This window comes from Actinoallomurus sp. CA-150999 (assembly GCF_050942425.1).
Lineage (GTDB): Bacteria > Actinomycetota > Actinomycetes > Streptosporangiales > Streptosporangiaceae > Actinoallomurus.
In genome coordinates this window covers 6512166-6537075 of sequence record NZ_CP192063.1, presented here as the reverse complement: position 1 = coordinate 6537075, position 24910 = coordinate 6512166, and the positions used below count along the sequence as shown (strand labels likewise).

The following is a 24910-nucleotide window of genomic DNA, read 5'->3' as shown; positions in this document are numbered from 1 at the left end:
CCCGATGGTGCTCGTCGTGCCGGCCCGGCCTGTGGCGTCCCGTCGCGCCGTTCCACCCGGGTCCGTCCAGGTCAGCGCATGACGAAGGGGTCGGCCATGGGCTCGTCGCTGGTGTTGATCCAGACGCTCTTGACGCGGGTGTACTCATGAATCACCTCGGGTCCGTTCTCCTTGCCGAGGCCGCTCTGCTTGAAACCGCCGAGCGGCGACAGCGGTGACATGGCGCGGTAGGTGTTGACCCACACCGTGCCCGCGTCGATGGCGGCCGCCATCCGGTGGGCGCGGGCGAGGTCACGGGTCCAGACGCCGGCCGCCAGCCCGTACGAGGTGGCGTTGGCGAGCGCGACGGCCTCCTCCTCGTCCCGGAAGCGCATGACGGTCAGCACCGGCCCGAAGATCTCCTCCTGGCAGATGCGCATCGTGTTGTCGGTCTCGGTGAAGATCGTCGGCTGGTAGTACCAGCCGTCGCCGAGTCCCTCGGGTTCGGCGGCGCCGAGGACGACCTTGCCGCCCTCCTCCAGGCCGAGCCCGACGTAGTGGCGGACCTTCTCCAGCTGTTCGCGGAGGGCCAGCGGACCGAGTTCGGTGGCGTCGTCCAGCGGATCGCCGAGGCGGATCGCGGCCGCGCGCTCGGTGACCAGGCTCAGCACCTCGTCGTGCACGTCCTCGTGCAGGAACGCGCGCGATCCGGCGACACAGGTCTGCCCGCCGGCGGCGAAGATGCCCGCGACGATCCCCATGGCGGCGCTGCGCGGGTCCGCGTCGGCGAAGACGATGTTCGGCGACTTGCCGCCGAGCTCGAGGCTGACGCGGGCCAGCCGGGAGCCGGCGATCCCGGCGATGGCCCGCCCGGTCTCCGTGCTGCCGGTGAACGCGACCTTGTCGACGCCAGGGTGCTCGACCAGCGCGGCGCCCGCCCCGCGCCCATGCCCGGTGACGACGTTGACGACGCCGGGCGGGAAACCCGCCTCGTCCAGCAGCGCGACCAGCCCCAGCAGGGAGGCGGAGGTGTGCTCGGACGGTTTGACGACGACGGTGTTGCCGGTCGCGAGCGCCGGCGCGAGCTTCATGGAGGTGAGCAGCAGCGGGGAGTTCCACGGCGTGATGGCGCCGACCACGCCGACCGGCTCGCGCCGCGTGTAGTTGAAGATCGCGGGATCCATGGTGTGCAGCACCTCGCCGCCGACCTTGTCCGCGATCCCGGCGAAGTAGTAGTAGTACTCCGGCAGCACGGCCAGCTGCCCGCGCATCTCACGCAGCAGCTTGCCGTTGTCCAGCGACTCGCGCCGGGCGAGTTCCTCGGCGTGCTCGCCGATCAGGTCGCCGAGACGGCGCAGCAGCCGGCCGCGCCGGGTGGCGGTCAGGCCGCGCCAGCGCGGGTCCTCGAACGCCGTGCGGGCGGCGCGCACGGCGCGGTCCACGTCGGCGGCGTTCCCGTCGGCAGCCTCGTACCAGGGGAGGCCGGTCGCGGGATTGAAGCTGGGGAAGTACTCGCCGCTCTCCGGGGCGACCTGTTCACCGCCGATGTGATGCTGATGCCGTGGAAGGGCGGTCGTGGCGGATGTCGGCACTGGCGCTCCTGACATGGGTGAGGATTGCGTGGCAGAGCTCGGCGGGCCGCTCGAGCGGCAGCAGGTGCCGTGCTCCGGGGATGATCAGTGACGTGGCCCCGGGGATCGCCGAGGCGAGGCGCCGGGTCATCGCGGGCGTGGAGCCGGGATCGTCCGATCCGGTCACGGCCAGGGTGGGGGCGGAGATCTCGCCGAGGCGGGGCCACAGGTCCCGGTCGGCGGTGGCGAAGACCGCATAGCAGGCGAGGTACGACGTCCGGTCGTTGGCGAGAAGCGTGGCGAGCACCTCGCGGCGCAGCTGCGGCTCCCGGGCGGTCCACTCGTCGGAGAACCAGCGCTCCACCGCCGCGCGGGCGGCGCCCGCGAAGTCGGCGGCGGCCCCCTCGAGCCGGGCGCGTACGGCGGCGGCCTCATCCTCGCCGCGGCCGGCGACCGAGCCGACCAAGGTCAGGCTGCGCACGCGGGCCGGGTCGGCGAGCGCGAGCTCCTGGGCGACGAGGGCGCCGAGCGAGAACCCGACGACGTGGGAGGAGCCGGCTGCCACCTCGGCGACGTCGGCCGCCAGATCGGCCGCCGTGACGCCCGGCTCGGCCCGCGGCGAGCGGCCGTGACCGCGAAGGTCGACGACCGTGACCCGGTGGTGCCGCGTGAGCTCCGGCAGACATCGGTCCCACATCGACCGGTCGAGCCCGACCCCGTGGATCAGCACGAGGTCCGGGCCCTGCCCGGTCGTCCGGTGCTGGATCACTGCTCGCTCGACAGCGGTGCGAGCCGGGCCTGCGGCCGTCCCTGCGCGGCGGCGGCGAGACCGACGACGATCTCGTCGGCGCGGGGCGCGTCGGCGACCCGGGCCTCGACGGTCTGATGGTGCGACCGCGTCGTCGCGTCGGTGACGTGCTTGAGCGGGATGTCGAACACCGTCCCCGCCGGGGCGCGTTTCTCGACGGCGGGCAGCAGCGTGGTGGCGTTCGCCGTCGTACGGAAGTGGTCGCCGAACTTCAGAGTGTGGATCAGCGCGGAGCCGTGCTCGATCTCGCCGTCCAGCCCGACGATCGCGGCCTTGCCGTACGCCTCGACCGGAGCCCCGAGAGCCTCGACGACACGCGGGGCGAGCAGGGCGCCCAGCTCGGGGGCCACCTTGTCGATCAACGGGCCCAGGTCGTCGACGAATCCCTCTCCGGCCCAGGGGTTCTCGATGACGGCGAGGACGACGGCGGTACGGGCGGCGGGCCGTACGGCGTTGCCACCCTCGGAATGGATCTCTTCGACGAAGGTGACGATCTTCCGGACGTTCATGAGGTGGCGCCCTCCAATTCGGTGATCTCGACGGTGGAGTCGGTGGTGCGGTCGCCGATGCGGGCGTTGGGCCGCGAACCGGACGACGCGGCGGCGATGACGACGATCTCGTCGGGGCGCGGAGCGTCGCCGACCCGGATCTCCACGGTCTGGTAGTGCGAGCGGGTGGCGCTCGCGGTCTTGTGCCACATCGGCACGGTGAGCGGTGTGCCCGGAGCGGCGCGCTGCTCGGAGAAGACGATGATCGAGGTGCCGTCCACGGCGTCGCGGAGGACGTCGCCGAAGTACGGGGTGTGGATCAGCGCGGAGCCGTGCTCGGTCTCGCCGTCCACGCCGACGATGGCCGCCTTGCCGAACGCCTCGATCCGGTCCGCGCCGCCCAGCGCCTCGATCAGCCGGCCGGTCAGCGCCCGGGCGAGGTGGGGCGCCACGTCGCGGACCTCGGGCTGCAGATCGGCGACGTGTCCGCGGCCGTGCCACGGGTTGCGGATGACCGCGGCGGCCACGGCGCGGCGGCTGATCCGGTCGACCGGGCGGCCGAGTTCGGCGACGACGTCCTCGGTCATCATGACGATCTTGCGGATGAGCGGGTCCACGGTCAGCCGCCCTGCGGCCCGGAGAACTGTGGCATGACCTTCTCGGCGAACAGGTCCAGGCTCCGCATGGCGTTCCGGTGCGGCAGACCGGGATGGGTCGTCCACAGCAGCAGGTGCTCGAGGTTGATCTCGTCGCGCAGCTCGGCGATCTTCTCGGCGACGTACTCCGGGGTGCCGACGAGCATGTTGCGCGGGAAGAGGAAGTCGAACGACAGCTCGTGCTCGTCGGTGAGCTCCTCGCCGGCGTTCATGAGGTTGCGCAGCCCCCGCCAGTGCATGATCCACCGGTAGGTGGTCATCACCGCCTCTTCGAACTCCCGCCGGGCCTGCTCCATCGTGTCGGCGACGTAGACGTCGCGGACCAGCCCGATGCCCTCGCCGGGCGCGTATTCGCGGCCGGACGCCGCACTCGCGGCGTCCCGGTACAACGCGAAGCGCTCCTTGAGCGCCGAGACCGGCGGAAGCCAGAACATGCCCTGGATGCCGCGCTCGGCCGCCCACTTGATCGACCGGGGGGAGTCGATGACCTGCCACAGCGGTATGGGGGACTGCAGCGGCCGCGGGGTGACGGCCATCTTCGTGATGACGCCGTCCTCGGTGTAGTCGGGGGTCGCGGGGGAGAGCGGGTGACTCCAGCGGACACCCGGAGCCGGGAACTCGTAGAACCGGCCCTTGTGCGCGAAGAACTCACCGCTCCACGCCTGCTGCATGATCTCGAGGGTCTCCTCGAACAGCGCGCGGTTCTGCTCCTCATCGCGGGGATCGGCCAGCGCGTTGAGGTTCAGGGCCTCCCGGCCGTACAGCCCCCGGCCGACTCCGACCTCCACCCGGCCGCCGGACAGCCGGTCGAGCATCGCGATGTCCTCCGCGAGGCGCAGCGGATGCCAGAAGGTGGCGATGTTGGCCGCCTGCCCGATCCGGATGCGGCTCGTACGGGCGGCGATGTCCGCCCCCATGAGCACCGGGTTCGGCGTGATCTCGAATCCCTCGTGGCCGAAATGGTGCTCGGTGTACCAGATCGACCAGAACCCGGCCTCGTCGGCGGCGCGGGCGAACTCCCGTGCCTCATCCATGACCTCGTGATATTCGCCCAATCGTCCCGGCGCGCCGAGGTTGTGGAAGATCGAGAAGCGCATAGGGGGTCACCTTTCCTCTTCATCCGCGCTGGCGCGGTCCTGGGTCTCGATTCCGGCCACGAGCGCCTGATGGCTCGCCCGGACGTGTTCACGCATCACGCGTTCGGCGCCGTCGCCGTCCTTGGCCTCGATGTACTCCAGGACGCGGTGGTGCTCGGCGTTCGAGTTGGCAAGCCGCCTGGGCTGCGAAAGGGAGGTGCGCACCAGGCGGTGGTATGCCAGCTGGTTCATCAGGACGCGGTAGTGGGCCTCGAGCTTGCCGTTGTCCGCGCCCTCGATGAGCAGTTCGTGGAACTCGTGCACCAGCTCGGCGTAGCCTTCCACGTCACCGGCGGCGACCGCCGCGTCGGCCGCGCGGACGCTGGCGCGGAGCCGATCGAGCTCGGGAACCTGCCCGCGGAAGGCCAGCAGGCGGGCGGCGGCGGCCTCCAGCAGCTCCTTCATCTGGAACAGCTCGGTGATCTCCCGCCGGGACGGCGTGGAGACGAAGGTGCCCACGCGCGGCCGGATCTCGACGAGCCCTTCCGTCTGCAGCTGCTTGAGAGCCTCGCGGATCGGCGTGCGGCTGACGCCGAACTCCTCGGCGAGGGCCACCTCGGACAGGCCCGACCCGGGGGTGAGGTCGCCCATGGTGATCTTCCGGCGGAGTTTGTCGGCGACGCCGGCCTGGATGCTGACACCGCCGTTGCGTCGCGCCCGTCTCCCGGGATCGGCTCTTCTGGAGGACTCTTGCATGGTACGAGACGGTAAGTTGATCGTCGCTGTCCGTCAAGACGTTCCGGGAGCTTTACCTTCTTCCCAGGTAGATCGCGCTACCCGAATTCGCGCCGAGCTATTGACATCGCTGACGATCTGGGTTGAACCTCGTGCCTACCATGCAAGTCGATCGAGATACGGAGCGCCCTATGGCCCACATCGACTCTGCTGCTGACACGGGGGACCGCGGCTACCGTGACGCCATCGCCAAAGTCGAGCCGTACGGCGTCGACCACATTCCCGACGCCGAACGGCATGGCAGGCCCAGTTCACAGTTCTTCACGTGGTTCGGGGGGAACCTCACCCTGCCTCTGCTCCTGCTCGGGTTCTGGCCGATCTACTTCGGGCTGTCGCTGCCCCAGGCCCTGCTGGCCATCGCGGTCGGCACCGCGGCGGGCGCCCTGCTCATGGGCGTGCTCGCCGCCATGGGCACCCGGCTCGGCCTGCCACAGCAGGTACAGGCCCGCGGGGCGCTCGGCTACTACGGCAACTATCCGCCCGTGGCGATCGTCAACGTCTTCGCCGCGGTGGGCTGGGCCGTGGTCAACACGATCATCGGCGCGCAGGCCCTGAAGGAACTGCTGCCGGTTCCGTTCTGGGTCGGGATCGTCGCGATCTCGCTGGGGCAGGGACTGCTGGTCGTGTTCGGGTACAACATGATCCACTTTGTGAACCGGATCGGCAGCGTCCTGCTCGGCGTCCTGTTCCTCGCGATCACGATCGTGGCCCTGACCAAGGCTCACTGGACCATGCATGCCAATCCGCACGCGGCCTTCTACGTCGGTGTGGCGGGCGGCTGGATCACCTCCGCCGGGTATTTCTTCTCCTTCCTGCTCGCCTGGGCGCCCTTCGCCTCCGACTACTCCCGATACCTGCCCGCCGACACACCGGGCCGCCGCGTGCGGCTCAACACCGCGGCGGGCAACTTCTGTGCGATCTTCTGGCTCGGCGCCATCGGCGCCCTGGTCGCCAGCGCGGCGGGCAAGGCCGGCGTCATCGAGTCGGTCAAGCATCTGACCGGCGGCTTCGCCCCGCTGGCGATGCTCACCATCGTCGTCTCGACCTTCCCCGTGAACGGGCTCAACCTGTACGGCGGCGCGATCTCCCTGCTGACGCTGCGGGTGCCGGTGTCCCGCAGGACCGCGGCGATCGTCGCGACCGTCCTGACGATGGTGCTGTCGCTGTGGCTGAGCGGTGACATCTACACCAAGTTCCACGACTTCCTCGTCGCGTCCGGCTACCTCATCGCGCCCTGGGTGACCGTCGTCTTCCTCGACTACTTCCTCACCGATCGCGTCAACAAGATCAACGAACTGTACGACCGCTCGCGGACCTTCGAGTGGGGCTTTCTCGCCTGGCTGATCGGCTGCGCGGCGTCCCTTCCGTTCTGGGTGTCCAACGTGTGGACCGGCCCGATCGCCAAGGCCCACCCCGGCCTCGGTGACGTCTCCTACTACGTCGGCGCGGCCGTCGCCGCCGCCGTGTACCTCCTCACGTACCGCCTCTCGCCGCTGTCGGGGTACTTGGGCGGGCGCGGGAGTAGCGCCGTGCCCGCCGACTCGGGAGCATCGTCGGTCCAGGCAGGGTAGATCGGCGTACGTCCGGCGCGCCGGCGAGGCTTCCGCCTCGCCGGCGCTCTCGCGCTTTGAAGCGCCGGTGTCACGGATCACGCGCGGCCACGGCCGCTTCGGCCGCCGGTGGGAAGTTATCAACGTCATACCAGGCATTCAGAGGGCCGATGCCCCTTTCCCGCGCCGCGCCTTGTCCCGCGAAAGCGGCGAAATTTACGCTACAAGCCCGCCGTGTTCCGGCGGTCTTCGGCGAAGGGCGGGTTATGGGACGGCTGGCCGGAAAAATCGCGTTGATCAGCGGTACCGGTGCGGGAATTGGCCGAGCGGCGGCGGAGATTTTCGCTGCCGAAGGAGCCACGGTCTTCGGCTGCGACATCAATCCAGAGGCCGACGCCGAGACGGTCGCATCGGTCGAGAAGGCCGGCGGAGTGATGAAGTCCCTGGCCCCCGTGGACCTTTCCACCCCGGAGGGCGCGCGGACCTGGATCGACGCGGCGGTCGGCGCGTTCGGCGGTCTCGACATCCTCTACAACAACGCCTCCGCGCTGCGGAACGGCCCGTTCGCGACGATGCCGGCCGAGGACTGGTACTTCACCGTCCGGAACGAGCTGGACGTCCCGTACTTCTGCACCCAGGCGGCCTGGCCGCACCTGATCGCCCGGGGCGGCGGGGTGGTGCTGAACGTGGCCTCCGTCGCCGCCGTACGCGGCGCCCCGTTCATGCCGATGGTCCCGCACGGCGCCGCCAAGGGAGGCGTCCTGGCGATGAGCAGGCACCTGTGCGCGGCCGGCGCCCCGCACGGGATCCGGGTCAACACGATCTCCCCGGGCATGACCCGCACGGCCGCCACCGCGCCGTTCCTGGACGACCCGGACGGGCCGAGGGAGCACCTGGAGAAGCGCATCCCCGCCGGACGGATCGGCCGACCGGAGGACATCGCCCGGGTCGCGGCCTTCCTCTGCTCCGACGAGGCGTCCTTCGTCAACGGGGCCGATCTCATGGTCGACGGCGGCGACAGCGCGATGGCGGGCTGACGTGGCCGCGCGCTTCGACCACGTCGGGATCAACGTCCGCGACCTCGCCGCCGCCACGGCCTGGTACAGCACGGCCTTCGGCCTCCGTACCGTCTTCGAGTTCACGCTCGAGGGACCGGGCCTGTCCGCCGTCGTGCTCGAGAGCCCGCACGGGTACCGCATCGAACTGCTCGCGCGGCGTGGATCCGCTGCCGGGCTGCGCGCGCCCGACCCGCTGACGGCGGCCCTGACCGAGGGGTACGGGCATTTCGCCCTCGCCGTGCCCGATCTCGAGCCGGTGTACGAGGCCCTGATCCGGCAGGGCGCCGACGAGGTCATGAAGCCCGGGCCGTCGCCCGAACCGGGGATCCGGATGGCCTGGGTCGCCGATCCCGAGGGGAACCTCATCGAACTCATCGAAAAGAACAGCGGCTGAAAAGAGGGAACATGACCACGCCGGCGAAACTCGACCGCGGCACTCTGGTCGCTTGTTGTCTGGCCGTCGCCATCGCGCAGATGTGCATCACCATTCCGGCGCCCATTAACGGCGCGATCACCAGCGCGTTCGGCGCTTCGGGATCGCAGGTCGCCTGGGTGACGTCGGCGTTCATTCTGCCGACCGCGATTCTGGAGCTCAATTTCGGTGTCGTCGGGGACATGTTCGGGCGAAAGCGGCTGCTGGTCCTGGGCGGCCTGGTACTGGCGGTGGGTGAACTGCTCAACGCCACCGCCCAGAACATCCACTGGCTCTGGATCGGGCAGGCGGTGGCCGGCATGGGCGCGGCGGCGCTGTTCCCGTCCTCCCTCGCGGTGATCGCCGCCGCCACCCCCGAGTCGCAGGCCCGCGCCAAGGCACTGTCGACCTGGGCGCTGAGCATCTCGATCGCGTCCGCCCTGGGACCGCTGCTCTCCGGCGGCATCGCCGAGAGCGGCGACTTCCGCTGGGCGTTCGCGCCCCCCGCCGTGATCGGTCTGGTCGCGGCGGTGGTCTGCTGGAGATTCGTGACCGACTCCAAGGCCCCTGACGGGCGTTCGCTGGACTGGCCCGGTCAGATCAGCGTCGCCGTCGCGCTGTTCGCCGTGCTGTGGGCGGTCATCCAGGGATCGAGTATGGGGTGGGGCAACGGTGCCGTGGTCGCCGCCTTCGTGATCGCGGGCGTCTTCCTGATCGCCTTCGTCGTCGCCGAACTGCGGTCCGCCGCGCCGATGATGAACCTGGCCCTGCTGAGGATCCCGGCCTTCGCGGGCGCGGCCGGCGTCGCCCTCGTCGGCATGCTCGGCTTCATCGGCACCGCGTACTGCGTGAGCATCCGGCTCGGCGCCGTGATGCACCTCAGCCCGCTGCGCGCCGGGCTCCCGTTCGTGATCCTGCAGGCCATCCCGCTGCTGCTCGCACCCGTCCTCAGCCGGTTGCTCGGCCAGACCAACCCCCGCTGGCTGTTGCTGGCCGGGCTGCTGCCGATGGCCGCGGGACAGTTCTGGCTCTCCGCGATCCCCATCACCACCACCTCGTTGCCCGCCTTCATCGGACCGGTGCTGCTGCTGGGCGTCGGGTTCATCTTCGTGGTGAGCTCGCTGACCGCCGCGGCCGTCAACGCCGTGCCGATCCACCTGACCGGGATGGCCAGCGGGGCCACGAGCCTGGTGCGCGAGTTCGGCCAGGCGCTGGGCCCGGCGGTCATCAGCGCGGTCGCGATGGGCGTCGCGTCCTCGGCGCTCGCCGGAAAGCTCAGCGGAGCCGGCGCGGCGGTGAACCACGCCGGCGGTCCGCTGGCCGTCGTCAACGTCCCCGCCGTCGGCGCGACCGCGCACGCCGCGGCCCGGTCGGCGCTCGCGCACGGCCTGAGCGTCGGCATGGTGGTCTGCGGCATCGCCTCGCTGGTCGGGGCGGTGATCACCGTCGTGGTGGTACGACCGGACTCCTCGGGCCGAACCGTGGACGCGACGGCGACCGACCCCCTGCCCGCCTGAGGCGCCGCACCGGAAAGGGGGCCCGATCCTCGCCGGGATCGGCCCCCTTTCACGTGATGCCGCGCCGCCCGCAGGCCGTCCGCAGCGATGCCTGATACCGCCGGTGCGTCGCGTCCTCCCGCCGCCGTGACGTCCGCGGCGATGCCTCGCGCCGTTCTTATCGCGCGTCGAGCGCGTTCGTGATGGCCTTGACGCCGCCGTGCGCGGCGTAGCCGCCGTCGACCGTGATCTCGGCGCCGTTGACGTACGCGGCCTCGTCGGAGAGCAGATAGGCGACCAGCGGAGCGACCTCCTCGCAGGTGCCGGGCCTGCCCAGTGGCGTCATGGACAGGTGTGCCCGCGTGAAGACCGGGTCGGCGGTCTCCATCAGCGGCGTCTCGATGTAGCCGGGATGGATGACGTTCGTCCGGATGCCCTTGCCCGCCAGCTCCAGGGCCGCGACCTTGGACAGCCCGCGCAGGGCCCACTTGCTGGCGGTGTAGGCGACGGCGTGGTGGGCGGTGAGCGCGGCGACGGAGCCGACGTTGACGATGGATCCGCCGCCGGTCATCAGCGGGGCGAGCGCCTGCATGCCCAGCATCGGCCCGGTGGTGTTGACGGCGAACGCGTGATCCCAGTCCGGCAGCGTCACCGACCCGAGACGGGCCCGCATCGGGATTCCGGCGTTGTTGACCAGCCCGTGCAGGGGCAGGTGATCGGGTGTCAGCCAGTCCACCAGCGCGTCCCAGTCGCCCGGCCGCGTCACGTCGAGATGGCGGTAGGCCACGTCCAGGCCGTCGGCCCGCAGGCGCCCCACGAGCTTCTCGCCCGCCTCGTCCAGCACGTCGGTGGCGATCACCGCGGCCCCCTCGCGCGCCAGGACCTCGGCCTCCGCCGCTCCCTGGCCTTGCGCGGCACCGGTGACGACGACGGTCCTGCCCGTAAGGCGGTTGCCCACGCGATCCTCCTGTTCGCCGGTCCTCCCGTCACACGTTAGGAAGCGTGGATCAGGGTGGGAAACGCGTTCTCACGATGGCTGCCATCCGCGTCGTCGCTGGTGTCCACCGGACTCGCCGCCTCAGCTGAGGTGGTGGCCGCCGACTCGGCAGGGGTGGTGGCTTCCGACTCGATGAGGGTGGCGGCGGTCGCCTCGGTGGGTGTGGCGGCGGTCGGTTCGGTAGGTGTGGCGGCCGTCGGTTCGTCGAGTGCGGTGCCGACCCGCCCGACGATCTCGCGCAACCATCGGTGGCCCGGGTCGGTGTGCCGGTTGTGGTGCCAGTACATCGCCTCGACCAGCGGAACGTCCGGGAACGGGGTGGGGACGGCGACGCATCGGGTGAACACGGCGTACCGGTCGGCCAGCCGCTCGGGCACCAGCGCGACCAGGTCGGTGCCCGCCACGAGGAACGGCAGCACACTGAAACCGGGCGTGCTGACCTGGACCTTCGGGACGATGCCCAGGGTCTCCAGCTGGCGGTCCGCCGGTGTGGGGCTCTTGCCGAAGCCCGCCACCGCGTGCGGCATGGCGGCCAGGTCGCCCAGAGTCAGCCGGCCGTCCCGGAGGTACGGGTTGCCGGGGTCGACGATGCAGACGAACCGGTCGTGCATCACGGTCTCGCTGATGCCCGGCAGACGGTAGCCGAGCGGCACGACCATCAGGTCATGACAGCGCAGATGCGTCTCGTTCTCCGGCTGCCCCGGGATGAGCGGGTGGAAGTCGATCCGTACCCCCGGCGCCTCCCGCGCGATGATCTGCAGCAGGGGCTCTACGAACATCGACATCGCGTAGTCCGACATCACGATCGAGAAGCGCTGGTGGCTGCGGGCCGGGTCGAACTGCTTCGTCAGCGACAAGGCCTCCTCGGCGTTGCGCAGGGTCTCCTGGACGATGGGCAGCAACCGCTCGGCCAGTGGCGTCAGCTCGTACTCCCGGCCCACCCGAACGAGCAGCTCGTCGTTGAAGTGGCGGCGCAGCCGGGCCAGCGACCCGCTCATCGCCGACTGGCTGGTGGACAGCCGCATGCCCGCATGGGTGACGTTGCGGTCCTCGAGGAGGGCCTCCAAGGCCACCAGGAGATTGAGATCGATCGCGCCGAGACCCATGGACGTTCCCTCCGGCCCGTTCCGCTGGACATCGTTGAAACGTGAGCGTAATCAGCGGTTATGGGCAGGAGAAGACCGCGGAGGCAACTCGTGCGCCGGATCGGCCGCCGCGATGCCAGGCAGCACGGCTGCCGATCTCGGCGGCGAATCCCGATGCCCATGTAGCCCGGTGGCGAATCCGGAGGCCCGGGCAGCCTGGTGGCGGATTCCGATTTCCGGGCAGCCCGGCGGTTCCCGATTCCTGCGCGGCCCGGCCGCTCATCCCTCGGCGCGCCGGTCACGGGCGAGGCGTACGGCCGCGCTTGCGGGCCCGCGGCAGGTAGACGTCGGTGCGTCCCGGCAGTACCCGGTTGCTGATCGTTCCGATGCCCTCGACGGTCATGGTGACCTCGTCGCCGGGGGAGAGGGGCGGGGGAGTGCGCTCGCCCACCCGGCCCCAGATCTCGGCGAGGCTGCCCCAGCCGCACGTACCGGAGCCCAGCACGTCACCGGGCCGTACCCAGGTGTCCTGGGAGGCGTACGCGACCATCTCCTCGAACGTCCACGAGGCGTTGGCGAGCGTGTCACGGCCGATCAGAGTGCCGTTGATCGAGACGGTCATCTCCAGGTCGAGGTATCCGTCGCCGTCCCGGTGGCCCTCCAGCGCGTCGGCGGTGACCAGCCAGGGGCCCAGCGTGTTGGCGAAGTCCTTGCCCTTGGAGAAGCCGAGCCCGAGCTCCTTCTCCGGTTTCTGCAGGTCGCGGGCGGACCAGTCGTTGAAGATGAGGTAACCGACGATGTGGTCGCGGGCCTGCTCCGGGGTCAGGTCCGTCCCGGATCGGCCGATCACCGCGCCGACCTCCAGCTCGAAGTCCAGGACCGAGCAGCCGGCCGGCATCCGCACGCCGTCGTACGCGCCGACGGCGGCATGGGGATTGGTGAAGTAGAAGGCCGGAGCCCGATACCAGACCTCGGGCACCGACTCCAGGCCGTCCAGGCTGCGGGAGACGCCCTCGATGTGCGCCTCGAAGGCGACGAAGTCCCGGATGCTCGGCGGGGCGAACGGCGGCAGCAGCCGTACGTCTCCGACCTGGATCCGCGCGGGCCGTTCGCGGGCGCGCTCGCCCTCCTCCCGCAGCGCGCCGGCGCCCGCCTGGATCAGCGACAGCACCGTCCGCCCATCGGGCAGCGGATGGATCCCGGTGCCCTCGACCACTCCGGCCCGCCGGGCCCCCTCGTGCTCGTACGTGACGAAACGCATGCCTATCGCTCCCAGTGGTTGGTGTTCCGGACCGGGTCGCCGGCCGTCAGGTAGCCGGCGAACAGTCCCTTGGGGTCGCGGGCGGCCCGGATGCCCCGCAGCCGCTCCCACTGCGCGTCGCCCATGAACCGCAGCTGCCGGACGGTGAAGTCCGAGTCGCCGAGGTACTGGCCGGCGGTCACCGGTTCCAGGTCCGCCATCGCGGCGGCCAGCCAGGCGCGAAGCTCGGCGTCGCGGGCGGGATCGTCGTACACGACGTAGGTCGCCGAGTAGATCTCGGTCTGCAGAGAGAAGGCCATGTCCGGCAGCTCGCGCAGCGGCGCCATGCTGAACCAGATCGTGAACGTGCCGGGCGTCGGCTGCTCGGTGAACGCCCGGCGGATCGCCGGCACGACCTCCTCGGCGGTGCCGCGCAGCCAGGCGTTGTCGACCAGGTACCGGTGGCCTTCGGGGTTGGCGAGACGCTGCATCGCGATCTGCTCGGCGAGGTCGGTGGGCTTCGCCTCGACGCGCAGGAGCGCCCGGTCGGCGTACGGGCACGCGTGCAGCGGCGCGAGGACCGCGCGGGCCTCCTCCGGTGTGTCGGTCATGGCGACGCCCGTCACGAGGAGGACCGGACCGAAGTCGTGACCGGGGATCGGCTCCAGTGGGGTCTGGGTCAGCGCGACGATCTCCACCAGGCTCGAGACCTGGTGGTGCTTTGCGTGCAGCCAGGTCATGACCTCGTCGAACAGGCCGAGCGGGTACGCGTGGACCGTGTGCGCCATCGCCTTCGGCAGCGGCCGCGTCCGCAGGTGGAAGCGGGTGACGACGCCGGGGAAGCCGGGTCCGGCGCCGCGCGCCGCCCAGAACAGGTCGCCGTTCCGCTCGGGGTCCGCGCGGACCAGCTCACCGTCCGCGGTCACGACGTCGATCGCGGTGAGGTTCTCGGCGGCCCATCCCCAGCCCCGGGCGTTCCAGCCCTGACCGCCCTGCAGGAGGAACCCGCCGATGCCGACCGACGGGCAGTGGCCGCCGTTGAAGAAACGGCCGTGCCGCCCGAGGAAGGGGTTGAGCTCGTCGCCGCCCTTGACCGACGGCGTCGCGGTCACGATCCCGGTCGCGGGGTCGTACGTCATCTCCCGAAATCGGCCGAGGTCGAGCAGCAGCGCCGCGTCGCGCACGCTCCAGGCCGCCCAGCTGTGCCCGCCGGACCGTACCGCCACCTGCCAGCCGTGTTCGGCCGCCAGCCGGACCCCTTCGACGACGTCCTGCTCGCAGGCCGCCTCGAGGACCGCGGCGGGTCGGCGCTCTGGACGGCGCCCGTTGAACACCCGTCCGACGCGGGCGTCCTCGTAGCCGCCGTCGCCGGGCAGGTGCAGGCGCCCGGTGAACGCCCCTCTCACTTGACCGCGATGGGGTTGACGGGGGCGCCGACCGCGCCGGTCACCGGCAGCGGTGCCGCGATCAGCAGGAACTCGTACACGCCGTCGGCGGCGCAGTCGTCGGCCAGCTCCTCCAGGTCGAACATCTCGCCCAGCGGGAGTCCCATGTTCGGGATCGCGATCTGGTGCAGCGGGGACATGCACGGCCCGTCGAACTCATACGGGCGCACCTCGAAGCCCCACGTGTCGGTGGCCGCGGCGGCGATCTCGGTACGGTGCAGCCAGCCCAGCGTGGTGAACGACAGGCCCGGCGCGGGCCCGGCGGCGTACTCGCCCCAGCCGTCCCGGCGGCAGCGGGCCAGCTGCCCGGTGCGGACCAGGACGATGTCGCCACGGCGGACGGTCGAGGTCGGCCCCTGCGCCTCGATCGTGGCCAGCAGATGCCGCTCGTGGATCGCGAACCCGTCGGGGAGCTCGCCGCCGGGGAGGCGGCCTTCGGCGGAGCCGTCTGCGCGCGACCCGACCGGCCCGGAGCCAGCCCGGCTCCGGCCCGGCTCCGACCCGACCGGCCCGGGGCCGGGCCGGTGACCTTCGGCGGAGCCGTCTTCTCGTGACCGGATCCGCCCGGGGCCGGGGTCGCCGAACGCCCGGCCGACGTCCAGCAGCACCCCGCGGCCCACGAATCGGTCGGCCATGTGCTCGATGCCGGTGACGTGGTCGCCGGCGCCGTCGACGATCGTGCAGGGGCGGCCGTTCCAGGCCCGCTTGCGGTCGAAGATGTGACCGAGGCCGTCCCACTGGGTACTCGCCTGCAACGGCATGACGACGTGGTCGTCCGCGCCGCCGAACCCGTGCGGAAAGCCCTGCGACTCGCTGGCGGCGTCGGTGCCGGTGTCCTTCATGTAGTGCACCGGGTTTATCCGGCCGCGGAATCCGCGCTGCGGGCCGTCCTCGTTGAACTCCTGGGCCAGGGAGAACGGCCGTCCCCGGCGCACCAGGCCGGCGGCGTGGGCGCGTTTGGCGTCATCGAGGAAGTTCAGCGTGCCGAGCACGTCGTTCTCGCCCCACCGGCCCCAGTTCCGGTACGCGCCGCGGGCCTTGGCGAGCTCCTCCTCGATCGGTCCCAGCGTCATCCCTGTCCTTTCGTCAGCAGTTGCAGCGCGTTGCCGCCCGCGATCGCCGCACGCGCGGCCGGGTCGAGCCCGGCGGCGTCCAGCCGCCGTACCGGGTCGTCGATCCCCATGTCGAACGGGTGGTCGGTGCCCAGCACGACGCGGTCCGCGCCGACGGCCTCCACCAGATGCCGCAGCGCCCGCGGCGTGTACACGAGCGCGTCGAACCACATCCGGCGCAGGTACTCGCTCGGCGGCAGCGCGCATCCGCGCGCGTCCTCGCGCACGTACCACGCGTGGTCCGATCGCCCGATGTACGTGGGCAGGTAGCCGCCGCCGTGCGCGACGACCAGCCGAAGCAAGGGGAACCGGTCGAGCACGCCCGTGAAGATCAGGTGGGACAGCGCCACCGCCGTCTCGACGGGCTGGCCGACCGTGTTGCCGAGATACCGGGTGGCGAGGCGTTCGCCGAGCGAGCAGCCCCACGGATGGACGAAGACCAGCGCGCCGAGCTCCTCCGCGCGGGCCCAGACCGGGGCGTGGGCCGGATCCGCCAGCTCCCGCCCGTCGACGGTCGTGGAGACGCTGACGCCTCGCAGCCCGTTCTCGCGGACGGCGCGGTCCAGCTCGGTCACGGCCAGATCGGGATGCCGCATCGGCAGCGTGCCCAGTCCGACGAGACGGTCCGGGGCCTCGGCGCAGTGCGCGGCGACGGCCTCGTTGACGGTACGGGCGAGCCGCTCCGCGAGCCTTCGGTCCGCCCAGTAGTGATGCATCGGCATCGGGCCGACGACCTGGACGTCCACCCCCATCGCGTCGAGGTCGGCCAGCCGGACCGAAACGTCGGTCAGGCGGGGGCGCAGGCGGTCGAGCTGCTCCCGGTTGACGGCCAGGCTCTCCGGCGAATGCGCCCGCTGCTCGGCGGCCAGCTCGCCGGCCAGACCGGGAGTCCCGGCCACAAGAGCGTCGGCGCCCGGCACCGCCAGATGCCCGTGGAAGTCGACGACGGTCCCGGCCGTCCTGCGCTCGAGGCCGCCCATGCTCCGTTCTCCGCTCACGCGGCCACTCCGCTCGCTCATGCGGCGGCCTGGAGGAACGCGAGGGTCTCGGACATGATCCCGGCGGGGTCGGCACCCGGCGTCTCCGGGCGGATCTCCCATTCGGCCAGTCGCAGGGAGTTCTCCAGGACGGTCCGGACGCGGGGCATCCGCCGGGCCATGAAGTCCTTCAGCGCGGTCTCCACGGGCACCTCCGCGGTCACGTGTTCGGCGAGGACGACGGCGTCCTCGGCGCACATGGCCGCGCCCTGCGCGATCAGGGGAGGGCAGGCGTGGGCCGCGTCCCCGATGACGATGACCCGGCCGCGGTACCAGGGGCTCTCGAGGAGGACGGCCTCGATCCATCGGTAGTCCACGGCGGTGTCGTCCGGCAGCGATGCGAGGATCCGGCCCCACGTGCCGCCGTAGCCGGCGCCGCGTTCGCGCAGCAGCGGCAGCGGTGCCCGCGGGCCGACCAGCGACGCGTCGAGGTTCTCGTCGAGCAGGTAGGCGTAGCACTGGCCGGTGGAGATCGGGCTGTAGCCGGCCTTGTAGCGGGGACCGCCGTAGTACACCTCCGCGCAGTCCATCTCGGCGGGGCGGTCCGCCACCACGCGGAAGATGCTCATGCCGACCGGCCGCGGTTCGGCGGTGATCCCGATCAGGCCGCGCACGTGCGACCGCAGGCCGTCGGCGCCGGCCACCAGGTCGTACCGGCCGGTCGTGCCGTCGGTGAAGGCCACCGTCACCTGATCGGCGGACTGGTCGAGGGCCGACACGCTGAGTCCCAGGCGGACCCGCACGCCCGCCGCGCGTACGGCCTCGCACAGCGTGTCCTGCAGGTCCGACCGCAGCGCCCCGGCGGTGGCGGGCAGGTCGTCGCCGCCGGTGCGGGGGGTGGGCAGTTCGACGATCAGCGATCCGTCGGCGTCGCGGAGCCGCAGCAGGTCGAACGGCACGGCGTGCGCGAGCACCCGGTCGAGCACGCCGACGGCCCGCAGGGCCTTCAGGGCGTTGCCCTGGAGGGTGATGCCGTGCCCGACGCCGAACCACCGAGGCGAGATCTCGGCGAGTTCCACGTCGACACCGCGCCGGGCGAGTGCGAGCGCGAGGACGCTCCCGGTGATGCCGCCCCCGACGACGAGGACCTTCGAGACGGCCATGGGCGATCCTTACGGGAAGAAGGGAACGGGTATCGGCCGGCGAGCCCGGCGCGGGACCGCTCCGGGGCGTCGGCCCGCCGGCCGTCGTGGACGGCCGGTCTCCGCATGCTCGACGATCACCTGGACTCCTGGGCCGGACCGGGGGGACGCTCTGGTCCGACCCTGCTGGCGCGGCCGTCGCGCGGTCAACGGATGCAGATATCGGCGACGGACACGTCATCCATCCGGCACGGCGATGCACGCGCCGACCTGGAACGTTCCGGCCGGATCGGGCCGGTGATGCCTGGCATCGCGGATGGATATTTCCGCCGTCTTCCGCGGCGGCCTAGCGTTCCAAGCACGACCGTCATTCCGTACGAGGAGCACTCGTGCCCGATCCCCTGCCCCGGCACGCCGGTCCGTACGCGCTCGGCACGTTCGCCGCGAACGGCGCCGGCGGTGCCGCACCCGCCTCGTTCCCCGGTCTGGTGACCGGGCGCCGGGTGCACGACCTGTCCGACGTGGCGGCCCGGACCCGCGACCTGTTCGAGGACTGGGACGCGTCGCAGGCCCATCTGACCGCGCTCGCCGGCGACCCCGGCGGCACCTGGCACGACCTCGCCGACCTGCGGATCCTCGCGCCGATCGAACCCGGTCAGATCCTGCAGAGCGGGGCCAACTACCGCCGCCACGTCGTCGACCTGGTCGCGGCCGAGCGGGAGAGCGTGCACGGCGCGACGCCCGAGGAGGCCCGGGCGGACGCCGAGCGGATGATGGACGAACGGGCCCGCTCCGGCGTGCCGTACATCTTCCTGGGCAGCCCGCGTGCCGTCTGCGGGCCGTACGACGAGGTGATCCTGCCCGCGCTCGGCGAGCAGCACGACTGGGAGCTCGAACTCGCCCTCGTCATCGGCCGCGAGGGGCGTCACATCCGGCGCGCGGACGCGATGGCGCACGTGGCCGCGTACACGATCTGCAACGACATCACCACCCGCGACCGGCTCTACCGGCCGGATCTGAAGGCGATCGGCACCGACTGGTTCACCGCCAAGAACGCCGACACCTTCCTGCCCACCGGCCCGTTCCTGGTCCCTGCGGCCTTCGTGTCCGACCCGTCGGACGTGCGGATCACCCTCCGGCACAACGGAGTCGTACGGCAGGACGAGTCGACCAAGGACATGATCTTCGACATCCCCCGCCTCATCGCGTACGCCTCCGCGACCACCACCCTGCGGCCGGGCGACCTGCTGCTCACCGGTTCCCCGGCCGGCAACGGTGCGCACTGGGGCGTGTTCCTGCGGCCCGGCGACGTGCTGGAAGCGGAGATCACCGGTCTGGGCGTCCAGCGCAACACCTGCGTCGCCGACCCGAGTACCCCGGAGGAACCCCGATGACGAACCGCCCCGAAGACGGGCCACCGATGAGCGGCGCCGGCTTCCAGCCCGTCACCCACCTGCGTCACGTGGACCTGGCGGTGCCGGACTTCGCCACGCAGCGCGCCTTCTACGGCTCCACCTGGGGTCTGACCGAGGTCGCGAGCGACACCGGCATCGCGTTCTTCGCCGCCGAGGGCAGCCCCGAACAGTACGTCGTACGGATCCGCGCGGACGAGCGCAAGCGCATGGACCTGGTCGCCTTCGGGGCGGCGAGCGTGGCCGACGTCGACGAACTCGCCGAGCGCCTCATCGCCGCCGGCGTCCGGATCATCGCGGAGCCCGGCCCCTTGAACACCCCCGGCGGCGGGTACGGACTGCGGTTCTTCGACATCGACGGTCGTGTCGTCGAGGTGTCCGCCGACGTCGCCATCCGTGGGCATCGCAGGTTGGAAGAGCGCGAGGCGATCCCGGTACGCCTCTCGCACTGCGTCGTGAACTCCCCGGACCCGGCCCTGCTCCGCGCGTTCTACGAACGCCACCTCGGGTTCCGGCTGTCCGACACGCTGTACAGCACGCACATGGGCGACCTCATGTACTTCCTGCGGTGCAGCCCGCTGCACCACAGCTTCGCGATCGCGCGTGGCCCGCACGCCTCCCTGCACCACGCGTCGTTCGAGATGCGCGGTGTCGAGGAGTACATGCGCGGCACGGGCCGGGCCCTGCGCGCCGGGACGCGGCTCACCTGGGGACCGGGGCGGCACCTCGCCGGTGACAACACCTTCTCCTACTTCCACGACCCGCACGGCAACACGGTCGAGTACACGACCGAGCTCGCCGTGATCGAGGAGGACACCTGGCATCCCGGTCTGCACGACGTCGACGACCCGGTGACGCAGGACCAGTGGGGCACCGCCGCCCCGATGAGCGAAGTGGTCGCCAAGGAGCAGTTCAACGACCCGGACGTGCTGTTCACCGCACCGCCGGTATGACGGGAAGGAACCTCCTCGCGGGGCCCGCCAGGGAGGGAGCGGACCCCGCGAGGATCGGACACGGACGGATGGGGGAGACCGCGTCAGGTGGCCGCCGTCGCCCCGGCCGTCGGCATCTCGCCCGCCTCGGCGTGTTGTTCGCGACCGTGCAGCGCGAGCAGCGCCAGCAGGCAGGAGACCAGCGCCGCCGCGCCGCAGACGACGTAGCCGATCGTGTAGCCGTGGCCCAGGGCGTCCAGGGCGATGGGCGCGGCGCCGCCCGGCGGCGAGGACGGCGGGACGGAGTTCACGGCGAGGGGGCCGCCTTCGGCGGCGACGTGTCCGGCGGCGGCCTTGACCTGCGGGCTCAGCGACGAGGCGGCCAGCCCGGTGGTGAACTGCGACGCCGCCCGGCTCAGCGCGACCGCGCCGATCACCGCCGGGCCGAGCGTGAAGCCGAAGTCGCGCAGGAGGCTCGTCGCCGCGCTGGCCATGCCGGCGTAGTGGATCGGCACCGTGTTGACGGCGGTGGCGGTGATGGAGGAGACGGTCAGCGCGAAGCCGACGCCGACGAGGCCGAGCGGCAGCACCAGGGAGGTCAGCGCCCGGTCGGAGACGGGCAGTGTCGCCGCGATGAAGTCGCCGGCGGCCATCAGCGCCAGGCCGACCGTGAGGATCCAGCGGCCGGCCATCCGCTCCAGCAGGCGGGACGTGACGGGGAGCAGGACCAGCGCCAGGCCGTTCAGCAGCAGGAACGCGACCGACGAGCGCAGCGGGCTCTGGTGCTGGATCGGGCCGAGCCGGATGCTCGTCGCGTACGCGGTGCCGAGGAAGCTGAACATGCCGACCACGGCGACGAACGACGCGATCGCGAACGCCCGGTTGGTGAACAGCTCCAGGCGCAGCAGGGGAGAACGGGCTCGGCGCTCGGCCACGATGAACAGCACGACGAAGACCGCCGCGATGACGAACGCCGTGATCACCGGCGCGGAGCCCCAGCCGTCGGTCGGCCCCTGGATGACCGCGTACAGCAGCGCGAACAGGCCGATGCCGATGGTGACCTGGCCGCCCAGGTCGAGCGAGCGTCCTTCCGGCGCGCTGGAGTCGGCGGCCAGCAGCAGGCTGACCAGGGTGCTGACGACGGCGATCAGCGTGACGACGACGAACGCCCACCGCCAGGAGCCGTAGTTCCCGGTGATGCCGCCGAGCAGCGGCGCGATGAATCCGCCGGTGGACAGCGCCGCCGCCCACGTCGCGATCGCGCGGGACCGCGCCTGGTGCGTGCGGGTCCCGGCGGCGACCATCGCCAGCGAGGTCGGGAACAGCGCGGCCGCGCCGAGGCCGGCGATCGCCTGACCGGCCCAGAGCAGGTGGACGCCGTGGCTCGCGGCGGCGACGATCTCACCGAGGACGATCAGCGCCGAGCCGCCGACCAGCAGCCGCTTGCGGCCGAAGAGGTCGCCGAGCACGCCGAAGGTCAGCTCGAGCACGGAGACGGGCAGCAGGAAGGCGTCGGAGATCCAGGTGAGCTGCGAACCGATCGGGTGCAGGTCCTCCTGGAACAGGCCGTTGAGGGTGGCCGGGATGGCGAGGGCGATCTGGGCGAGGCAGACGGCGAGGCAGCCCGCGATGAGTGTGCCGAGGGGGAGCCTGGCCGGCCCCGGGTCGGAGTGTTCGCGCAGCGACATGAGGGTTCCTGGGAGAAGAGTGGTGGGACGGGCTCCCGGTCCGGCGGCGGTCCGCCCGGCCGGGATAGGGGCGGCTCGGCGGCCGCCGACGAGATGGCGGGTCGGGCGGCGGCTCGGCCACCGCGGACGAGGTGGGTCGGCCCGGAGACAGCGCACCCGAGGTGCGTGTGCCCCGGACGCCGACGGGACGGTCGGACCGGCGGCTCAGCGGTCGCGGGCGCCGACGAGGCGGCCGGGGCGGTAGGGGACGAAGGCGGCGCCGTCGAGGTTCAGCGCCAGCGCGGCGCGCTGCAGGGCGGCGGGTTCGGCGACGTCGTCCCAGCGTCCGGTGGCGACGCGATGGTCGATCGCGTGCACGCCCGCCACCATCTCGGCGGTGGTGAACGCGCAGTGGCCCTGACGGGCGATGTACGCCTGGCGGAGCCGGGCGCCGTCGCCGGCCGCCCGGACCCGTGCGGCGAACGCCGCCTCCTGCTCGACGGGGACCAGTTGGTCGGCGGTGGTGTGCAGGCCGAGCAGCGGCACCGCCAGGCCCTGGCCCGCGGTGGAGGTGGCCTGCAGCGCGCGCCGCGCCTGCGGGTCGGCGTGCTGGTGCGCGCCCCGGGTCAGCGTCGTCAGGTCGGCGCGCAGGTCCAGGCCGGACTTGCGGTAGAGGGCCCGCACCTCGGCGGCGTGCTCGGACCGGCGCAGCAGCGCGGCGTAGTCGACACCGGCGTTGAACGACGTGTTGCCGCCCGCCGACTGTTCGATCGACCAGCGGCCGTTCTCGATGAACGCGAGCAGCCCCTGGCTCATCCAGGCGTACTGCTGCGCCTCCTGGCCCTCGGCGTCGTCGGCGGCCGGCGGGTTCTGGCCCGGGGCCCAGTCGGTCTGGTTGAGGTACGCGGCGGCGAGTGCGATCCGGGCCCGCCCGGCGGGAGTCGCCTGCGCTGCGGTGACGGCCGCGGTCAGCCGCTGCGCGGTCGCGGCGGCCGCGCCGGCGTCGGCGAACCCGCTGAGCGGGACGTCCTGGCCGGGCAGCAGCAGAGAGGCGATGGCGTACTCGGCGTCGTACTGGTAGTCGTCCAGGTCGACGCCGCCGGCCACCAGCCCGCACAGGCCGAGGGCGCCGTCCACGCGACCGGCCCCGTCCCGGGCGATGCGGGCGTTGACCAGCCCGCCCATCGACTCCCCGACCGACAGGGTCCGGGCGGGCCGCGCGACCGTACGCGCGAAGGCGTCCAGCGTGGCGAACTGGTCGCGTTCGGCGCTGTTCAGCGCCCACCAGGAGCCGTGCGGATCGTAGGAGGAGCCGGCGAGCGCGTAGCCCTCGGCGAGGAGGGCCGTGCGCGCGCCGTCGGAGGGCGCGTCCTGCGCCGTCGTCGGCCCGTAGCCGTGGCTGAACAGCAGGAGCGTGCCGTTCCAGCGGGCGGGCAGGTCGGCGACCCAGGTGGCGCCGTCGGCGAGCGTGCCGCCGAGGTGGGACGGGGCGGTGGTCGGGGCTGCGGAGGCGGCCCCGGTCAGGGCGGCCGCGCCGAGGGCGAGAGCGGCGGTGACGGCGGGGATGCGGAGGGGGCGTCGAGGCACGGAAGCGCTCCGTTCTCGGGAGAGATGTGTGTCATGGGACACACGGAGGAACGGCACGAATGTATGGCTGTTTTTTCACCGTCGTCAAGACTGTGCCGAATATCGTGGAAGCCGTCCGCCGCTCAGCGGCCCGGGCGGCCCCGCGCGCGCCGGCGCCAGGCCGCGGACGCGGACGTGTCGCAGTCGGTCATCCCGGCGGCGCGTCGCGGGAGGCGCGTCACAGGCCAAGGACCGGGAGGCGCGTCACAGGCCCGAGGATCGGGAGGCGCGTCACAGGCCCGAGGATCGGGAGGCGTGTCACAGGCCCGAGGATCGGGAGGCGTGTCACAGGCCCGAGGATCGGGAGGCGTGTCACAGGCCCGAGGATCGGGAGGCGTGTCACAGGCCCGAGGATCGGGAGGCGTGTCACAGGCCCGAGGATCGGGACGGGCGTCACAGGCCGACCGGGAGGCGCGTCACAGGTCGAGGACCAGGCGGGGGCCGCACGACCGGGAGACGCAGATCATCATCGTCTCGCCGCCCGCCCGCTCTTCCTCGGTGAGCACCGAGTCGCGGTGGTCGGGCTCGCCCTCCAGCACGTCCGTCTCGCAGGTCCCGCACGTGCCCTCGGTGCAGGAGAAGAGGACCTCCACCCCGGCGGACCGGACGACGTCCAGGACGCTCCGGTCCGGCGGCACGGTCAGCGTCCGTCCGGATCGGGCGAGCGCCACCTCGAACGAGGACCTCTCCGCCGGAGCGGTCTCCTCCTTCGGCCGGAACCGCTCGACCTGGAGGGCGCCTGGCGCCCATCCCGCGCGGCACCGCTCCTCGACGGCGGCCAGCAGCGGCTCGGGGCCGCAGCAGTACACCAGGGTGCGGTCGTCGGGATCGGCCAGGAAGGCGTCCAGGTCCAGCAGCCCCGTCTCGTCCTGCGGCCGTACGCTCACCGCGTCGCCATGGACGGCGAGCTCGTCGAGGAAGGCCATGGACGCGCGCGTTCGGCCGCCGTACAGCAGTCGCCATCGCGCGCCGGCCCGCTCGGCGGTCGCCACCATCGGCAGCAGCGGCGTGATCCCGATGCCGCCCGCGACGAACAGGTAGCGGTCGGCGGGCCGCAGGGCGAAGTTGTTCCGGGGGCCGCGCACCGGGAGCCGGGTGCCCTCGGTGAGCCGGTCGTGGACGTACGCGGAGCCGCCGCGGCCGTCCGGCTCACGGAGTACGGCGATCCGCCAGGCCGTACGGTCCGCCGGCGATCCGCACAGGGAGTACTGCCGGACGAGGCCGTCGGCCAGGACCAGGTCGATGTGGGCGCCGGGCTCCCAGGCGGGCAGTGGCCCGCCGTCCGGCCGGCGGAGCGTCAGGCGGACCACGCCGTCGGCGGCATGGTCCCGCCCGGCGACGACCACCTCGGTGTCGTCTCCGGCGTTGTTCACGGTCGATGCCGCC

22 protein-coding genes are annotated in these 24910 nt (G+C 72.0%); 6 read left to right on the top strand and 16 right to left on the bottom strand.

Going from position 1 to position 24910, the window contains the following annotated elements; genetic code table 11:
- Positions 1-71: 71 nt before the first annotated feature.
- Genes ACQP2O_RS30285 through ACQP2O_RS30260 form a run of 6 tightly spaced genes read right to left on the bottom strand, consistent with a single transcriptional unit; the run spans position 72 to position 5334 of the window.
- Positions 72-1571, bottom strand: coding sequence for an aldehyde dehydrogenase (locus ACQP2O_RS30285; RefSeq protein WP_433170932.1), 1500 nt, complete (start codon positions 1569-1571; stop codon positions 72-74).
- Entirely contained in the window at positions 1516-2319 is an 804-nt protein-coding gene (locus tag ACQP2O_RS30280; protein ID WP_433170930.1) for an alpha/beta fold hydrolase, read from the bottom strand. The genes ACQP2O_RS30285 and ACQP2O_RS30280 overlap by 56 nt, the downstream gene beginning before the upstream one ends.
- Positions 2316-2867 carry an amino acid synthesis family protein gene (locus ACQP2O_RS30275; RefSeq protein WP_433170928.1) on the bottom strand — a complete coding sequence of 184 codons (552 nt, stop codon included), beginning with the start codon at positions 2865-2867 and terminating at the stop codon, positions 2316-2318. The genes ACQP2O_RS30280 and ACQP2O_RS30275 overlap by 4 nt, the downstream gene beginning before the upstream one ends.
- Complete coding sequence (locus ACQP2O_RS30270) at positions 2864-3463, bottom strand: amino acid synthesis family protein (RefSeq protein ID WP_433170926.1); 600 nt, start codon at positions 3461-3463, stop codon at positions 2864-2866. The genes ACQP2O_RS30275 and ACQP2O_RS30270 overlap by 4 nt, the downstream gene beginning before the upstream one ends.
- Before the next feature lie 2 nt (positions 3464-3465).
- Positions 3466-4599 (bottom strand): LLM class flavin-dependent oxidoreductase, encoded by a 1134-nt coding sequence (locus ACQP2O_RS30265; protein WP_433170924.1) that lies wholly within the window; start codon positions 4597-4599, stop codon positions 3466-3468.
- Positions 4600-4605: 6 nt separating this feature from the next.
- Positions 4606-5334 (bottom strand): GntR family transcriptional regulator, encoded by a 729-nt coding sequence (locus ACQP2O_RS30260; protein ID WP_433170922.1) that lies wholly within the window; start codon positions 5332-5334, stop codon positions 4606-4608.
- Between the two features lie 170 nt (positions 5335-5504).
- Here ACQP2O_RS30260 and ACQP2O_RS30255 point away from each other — a divergent pair, with 170 nt between their 5' ends.
- The 4 genes from ACQP2O_RS30255 to ACQP2O_RS30240 all read left to right on the top strand — a co-directional run bounded on the left by ACQP2O_RS30255 (position 5505) and on the right by ACQP2O_RS30240 (position 9910).
- Positions 5505-6944: a purine-cytosine permease family protein gene (locus tag ACQP2O_RS30255; protein ID WP_433170920.1), complete on the top strand. Its 1440-nt coding sequence runs from the start codon at positions 5505-5507 to the stop codon at positions 6942-6944.
- 245 nt (positions 6945-7189) lie between these two features.
- A complete protein-coding gene (locus tag ACQP2O_RS30250; RefSeq protein ID WP_433170917.1) occupies positions 7190-7960 on the top strand; it encodes an SDR family NAD(P)-dependent oxidoreductase in 771 nt (256 codons plus the stop codon).
- Position 7961: 1 nt separating this feature from the next.
- The gene (locus ACQP2O_RS30245) at positions 7962-8375 is read left to right on the top strand and encodes a VOC family protein (RefSeq protein WP_433170915.1); all 414 of its coding nucleotides are present in this window, start codon (positions 7962-7964) and stop codon (positions 8373-8375) included.
- A gap of 11 nt (positions 8376-8386) precedes the next feature.
- Positions 8387-9910: an MFS transporter gene (locus ACQP2O_RS30240; RefSeq protein WP_433170913.1), complete on the top strand. Its 1524-nt coding sequence runs from the start codon at positions 8387-8389 to the stop codon at positions 9908-9910.
- 157 nt (positions 9911-10067) lie between these two features.
- Here the strand turns inward: ACQP2O_RS30240 and ACQP2O_RS30235 are convergent, their stop codons facing one another.
- From ACQP2O_RS30235 to ACQP2O_RS30205, 7 genes are all read right to left on the bottom strand, one after another.
- Entirely contained in the window at positions 10068-10847 is a 780-nt protein-coding gene (locus ACQP2O_RS30235) for an SDR family NAD(P)-dependent oxidoreductase (RefSeq protein WP_433170911.1), read from the bottom strand.
- A gap of 35 nt (positions 10848-10882) precedes the next feature.
- Entirely contained in the window at positions 10883-11992 is a 1110-nt protein-coding gene (locus tag ACQP2O_RS30230) for a LysR family transcriptional regulator (RefSeq protein WP_433170909.1), read from the bottom strand.
- Between the two features lie 277 nt (positions 11993-12269).
- The gene (locus ACQP2O_RS30225; protein WP_433170907.1) at positions 12270-13232 is read right to left on the bottom strand and encodes a fumarylacetoacetate hydrolase family protein; all 963 of its coding nucleotides are present in this window, start codon (positions 13230-13232) and stop codon (positions 12270-12272) included.
- Positions 13233-13234: 2 nt separating this feature from the next.
- Positions 13235-14617: an FAD-binding oxidoreductase gene (locus ACQP2O_RS30220; RefSeq protein WP_433170904.1), complete on the bottom strand. Its 1383-nt coding sequence runs from the start codon at positions 14615-14617 to the stop codon at positions 13235-13237.
- Entirely contained in the window at positions 14614-15729 is a 1116-nt protein-coding gene (locus tag ACQP2O_RS30215; protein WP_433170902.1) for a cyclase family protein, read from the bottom strand. The genes ACQP2O_RS30220 and ACQP2O_RS30215 overlap by 4 nt, the downstream gene beginning before the upstream one ends.
- On the bottom strand, positions 15726-16766 hold the full coding sequence (locus ACQP2O_RS30210) for an amidohydrolase family protein (protein WP_433170900.1): 1041 nt from the start codon (positions 16764-16766) through the stop codon (positions 15726-15728). The genes ACQP2O_RS30215 and ACQP2O_RS30210 overlap by 4 nt, the downstream gene beginning before the upstream one ends.
- A gap of 17 nt (positions 16767-16783) precedes the next feature.
- The gene (locus ACQP2O_RS30205; RefSeq protein ID WP_433170898.1) at positions 16784-17908 is read right to left on the bottom strand and encodes an FAD-dependent monooxygenase; all 1125 of its coding nucleotides are present in this window, start codon (positions 17906-17908) and stop codon (positions 16784-16786) included.
- A 368-nt stretch (positions 17909-18276) separates the two neighbouring features.
- Here ACQP2O_RS30205 and ACQP2O_RS30200 point away from each other — a divergent pair, with 368 nt between their 5' ends.
- Positions 18277-19281, top strand: a complete 1005-nt coding sequence (locus ACQP2O_RS30200) for a fumarylacetoacetate hydrolase family protein (RefSeq protein WP_433170896.1) — start codon at positions 18277-18279, stop codon at positions 19279-19281.
- Positions 19278-20252 carry a VOC family protein gene (locus tag ACQP2O_RS30195; RefSeq protein WP_433170894.1) on the top strand — a complete coding sequence of 325 codons (975 nt, stop codon included), beginning with the start codon at positions 19278-19280 and terminating at the stop codon, positions 20250-20252. The genes ACQP2O_RS30200 and ACQP2O_RS30195 overlap by 4 nt, the downstream gene beginning before the upstream one ends.
- Positions 20253-20335: 83 nt before the next feature.
- On the opposite strand, the gene ACQP2O_RS30190 is transcribed toward ACQP2O_RS30195, so the two are convergent.
- The 3 genes from ACQP2O_RS30190 to ACQP2O_RS30180 form a co-directional block, all read right to left on the bottom strand.
- Positions 20336-21919 carry an MFS transporter gene (locus tag ACQP2O_RS30190; protein ID WP_433170892.1) on the bottom strand — a complete coding sequence of 528 codons (1584 nt, stop codon included), beginning with the start codon at positions 21917-21919 and terminating at the stop codon, positions 20336-20338.
- Between the two features lie 204 nt (positions 21920-22123).
- The gene (locus tag ACQP2O_RS30185) at positions 22124-23485 is read right to left on the bottom strand and encodes a hypothetical protein (RefSeq protein ID WP_433170890.1); all 1362 of its coding nucleotides are present in this window, start codon (positions 23483-23485) and stop codon (positions 22124-22126) included.
- Between the two features lie 455 nt (positions 23486-23940).
- Positions 23941-24897, bottom strand: a complete 957-nt coding sequence (locus ACQP2O_RS30180; RefSeq protein WP_433170888.1) for a PDR/VanB family oxidoreductase — start codon at positions 24895-24897, stop codon at positions 23941-23943.
- Positions 24898-24910 lie beyond the last annotated feature (13 nt).